The organism is Endozoicomonas sp. ONNA2, from assembly GCF_024606365.1.
GTDB lineage: Bacteria > Pseudomonadota > Gammaproteobacteria > Pseudomonadales > Endozoicomonadaceae > Endozoicomonas.
Window position 1 is genome coordinate 1 of record NZ_JAHHPO010000745.1, and the last position, 3,606, is coordinate 3,606.

2 protein-coding genes are annotated in these 3,606 nt (G+C 51.9%); both read right to left on the reverse strand.

Annotation, left to right across the window (positions count from 1 at the left end):
* Positions 1-310: 310 nt before the first annotated feature.
* Positions 311-652, reverse strand: a complete 342-nt coding sequence (locus KDK14_RS13180; protein WP_257265611.1) for a hypothetical protein — start codon at positions 650-652, stop codon at positions 311-313.
* Between the two features lie 66 nt (positions 653-718).
* A partial coding sequence (locus tag KDK14_RS13185; protein WP_257265612.1) for a hypothetical protein occupies positions 719-3,606 on the reverse strand: 2,888 nt, incomplete at its 5' end.

Here is a 3,606-nt window from a genome sequence, read left to right on the forward strand (position 1 = left end):
GTTCGATGCCATTCCCTGAACATTGGGAAGACGTGTCACATAATGGTTGCTGAATAATGGATTGCTGATTGGATTGCTGAATGGGTTGCTGAATCATAAACAGGACTCCTGATGTTGTAGTACATAGTTTCAATGAGTTTGACGGGTTGTCGTTATCATAAGCCTCTGCACTCCGTTCTTCCTGAGTGCTGAGCTTGTCGAAGCATCGAAGGACGCAAACTCCAGGCCATGATAGATCGTGCCAACACCCTTCGTCCGTGCATCCTGAGCCGAGCCGAAGGGCGCTCAGGATGAACGGAGTTGGTACACGTCAATCTCCTTGAAATGATGTAGTAGTGCATAACAGTACATTAGAAAGTGCACAAAAAAGGCTCTTTATTTGGTCAGCAGTTGATAAGATGGGTGATGAGACCGTGCTGTCAGTGGTTGAGCCAGGCGGTAGTCCTGTGGTTTGCATATTTTCTATCTTGCCTTCCAGAACTTTTGTTTCTGCCTGGTTTCTATTAATCAGTTTCTGGACATCGGGCTCGGCATTTGTTCGATAAGACAGAAATTGCCTTTTGGTTGATTGTTCGGGTAAATCGCCTGGAACGGTTTCAGCAGTGTATGCATTCTGATGAATGGCTGTTGTTGGTGCTATCTGGTTATTCATTACCGGTAACCTGTGTCCTGGTCAATTAAAGTGATTAATCCTGAAATTGATTGACTTGGTGATTTTTCAGCTGGCTTCAGCCCGCTCGCTGTGGAAGTCGTCAAATTCTTCTTTCAGCTGCTTCCTGACTGTCTGTTGCCATTGACCGGTTGTCGTTTTGCCCTTGAGTTCCTGCAAACTGGTCCTTGCTATCTGGGCGATCAATTCATCCTGCAACCGGTCGTCGTTGATCTGGTCACCAAATACCTGTGGGAATTCCTTGCTGACCAGCGACTTGATGGTTGCGTAGCTGCTGAGAATTCCGGCGATGCGTTCCCGGTTGAACTGGTGCAGTTTCACAGGCTCTGGCAGCGCCTTGCCCCCGGTGTCGATCAGCCGGGCCAGGTCACTGGCACTGGTGCGCACCGGCAGCAGTGTTATCACCAGCTGATTGAGGCGCTGGGCCTCATCCGGATGGGGCTCAATACCCTTGCGCTGGATCAGTGCCGCGGTTTTTAGCCGGTTGATGGCCTCTGCCGGTGCCTCAAACCGGGCGTTATACAGATGGGTAAACAGTTGCCAGGCTCTCTGGTCAAGCCGGAAGGTCTGCCAATCGGGGGAATACTTGTTCGAATGCGGATTTGAGTCTGCCGGGATAGACGATGGTGTCTGTGTAGCGGTGGCAAGATCGGCCTGCAACCGGGCCAGGGGTCCAGCAAAGTGGTCGAGACCGAGATAGTCGGGTTTGCTGGCCAACGACGTCAGCAGCTCCAGTTGCCTGGCCGATGCCAGGTTCATAAAGCGGGACTCGGTTTCATGGTAACGACCGGTGACCAGGCCGTTGACCAGTGGCAGGTCGGTTGGTGGTGTGATGTCGACGCTCTGTCTGGACGTCAGTCGTTGTTCAAAGAGTTTGGCCAGTGAGTCCCGGGTGCCTGTCGATGAAGCCTGCTCCAGCCCGAGCGATCGGCCCAGTCGAATGACCAGTCCCTGAGGCTGGCGATTCTGCAGTTGTGACGCCTGGTCAATAATCTTGTTGGCCAGATGTTTTGGTATATCGTCGTTCACTGTCTGTTCAGACAGTCGGCTTCTGGCCATGGCCTGTAACATGATTTTTGCCAGTTGTCTGGTTGCACCATGGTCGATGGTCTTGCCCGTTGACGGGTCATGGAACAGGGGTGTGCCAGCGGCCTGGCTGGTGCCGCGCAGGGAGCCATCGGCCCGGAATATATGGTCAGGATGCTGGTGTTGTATGCCCAATGACGTTGAGGTAAGCACGTTTGACAGAAAGTTTGCCATCACCTTGCCAGCGGATGCTTCTGGCAGGGTCTGGACAATGGCCAGGTTAATCAGGTCATCCTGGCTCCACTGGGTACTGACATCTTTACCAGAGGTGGCCAGATAGTTGGCCAGGGCTGAAAGCTCTGCCCGCAACTGTCCGGCCAGGGCCTGGCTGTCTGTCAGCAGCTTCATGCCCGGTGTCCGGTCAAGCGGGGAGGCGTGCTTGTTCAAGTTTCCCGGTACCGTGGTTTGGTTAAGATGGGTTTGGTTCAGATGTATGGGGCGATCGCTGATTTTGGCAACCAGCAAGTTGGCCAGTGTCAGGTTGTCGCTGACCGGATAGTTCGCCCGTGTTATGGCGTTTTTGGCAGTATGGCCATCGGTGCCGGGTGTACTGGCTATGGCCAATGGTGTGGCGGCCTTGACCGGGTCAGGCTGGTGTATTTGCCTTTTCTGTCGGTTGCCTGTTATCGTGCCGGCCTTGCCCGGGTCAGGCTGGACACTGGTTATGCCTTGGGTTTGGCGAGTTGGTGCGGTGGGACTGTCCAGTTTCCTGGCAGGATTTATATCGGGCTGCTGCCGGATATTCTCAAACAGCAGTGCTTGCTCCTGTTGCAAGATACTGGTTAATAACTGATGGTTGTGGAGCCTGTTTTGCCGGGCCATGATATCACTGTTCAGCTCTTCTGCTTTTTCTGCTTTTTCTGCTTTTTCTGCTTTTTCCGCGGACCCAGTGCTCCGCAGAAACTCACTCAGTTCCGCCATAAACCGATCAAAGCCATCAGGATTGGCTGACTGTGTTCGTTGTTCTATAGCCTTGAGCAGATGGGCTGTATTCAGGAAGGCTGCTGCGGGAGGGGCATAGACACCAGACGCCAGTTGTTTGATGGTGGCACGGTCCAGCGGTTGTTGGTCGGTATAGCCCAGGTCTGACAACATCTGCAGTCGTATATTATTAAACGTGGCATACATTGCCCGGAACTGGGAAATGACCCTGGCGCTGATAATGGATTGAGCGGTACGGCGGTGATTTTCACTGATCGGAACCGAGCGCAGAGACTTCATAAACCGGTGGGCAGATTTATAAATATTCAGGAAATCAGTACTGAATTGTTGATTCAGTTGGTTCAGTGAATCCCCCAGAAGAATTTCTTTTTGAAAACTGCTTAACGGTTGCCCTTGCGTTGTTATTGCCCGGCGGACCTGGTTGTGTGTGCTGGCATAGGCTTTGGCCATTTTTTTATTGAATTGAGAATGGATCGTTTTGCTTTTGGCTGTGAATGATTTGATGACAGCCGACAGTCGTTGGCTGTTATCAGATTCTGTCGTTGGTTCAGGCGTGGCGCTTGTTGTTGCAGCGTCTGTTGGGTTTTCGGTTGGGTTTGTACCATCGGAAATACTGGCGGCCGTTTCAACAGTTGAGGTTGGAGATGCCGTTGTACTGTCAGATATAAAAGAGTCGCCTTCTGTTGTGGTGGTTTCGGCTGTTGATGATGCTATTTGTTGGGTTGTCGATTGGTGTATTGATTTTTTGTCAATTGTCGCCTGAGTTGTAGTAGCTGCTGCTCGTGATGTTACTGATTGATCTGTTTCTGTGGCCGTTGAAGTTTCTGCCAGCGGTGCAGCAGCTGTTGTGCTGTCCGAAATGCCAGAAGTCATTGTTTGACTGGTGGTATCAGACGTTGATCGTGCTT

Excerpts from the sequence above, each read along its gene's own strand:
- KDK14_RS13180 (WP_257265611.1), bottom strand. The coding sequence starts at position 652 with ATGAATAACCAGATAGCACCAACAACAGCCATTCATCAGAATGCATAC.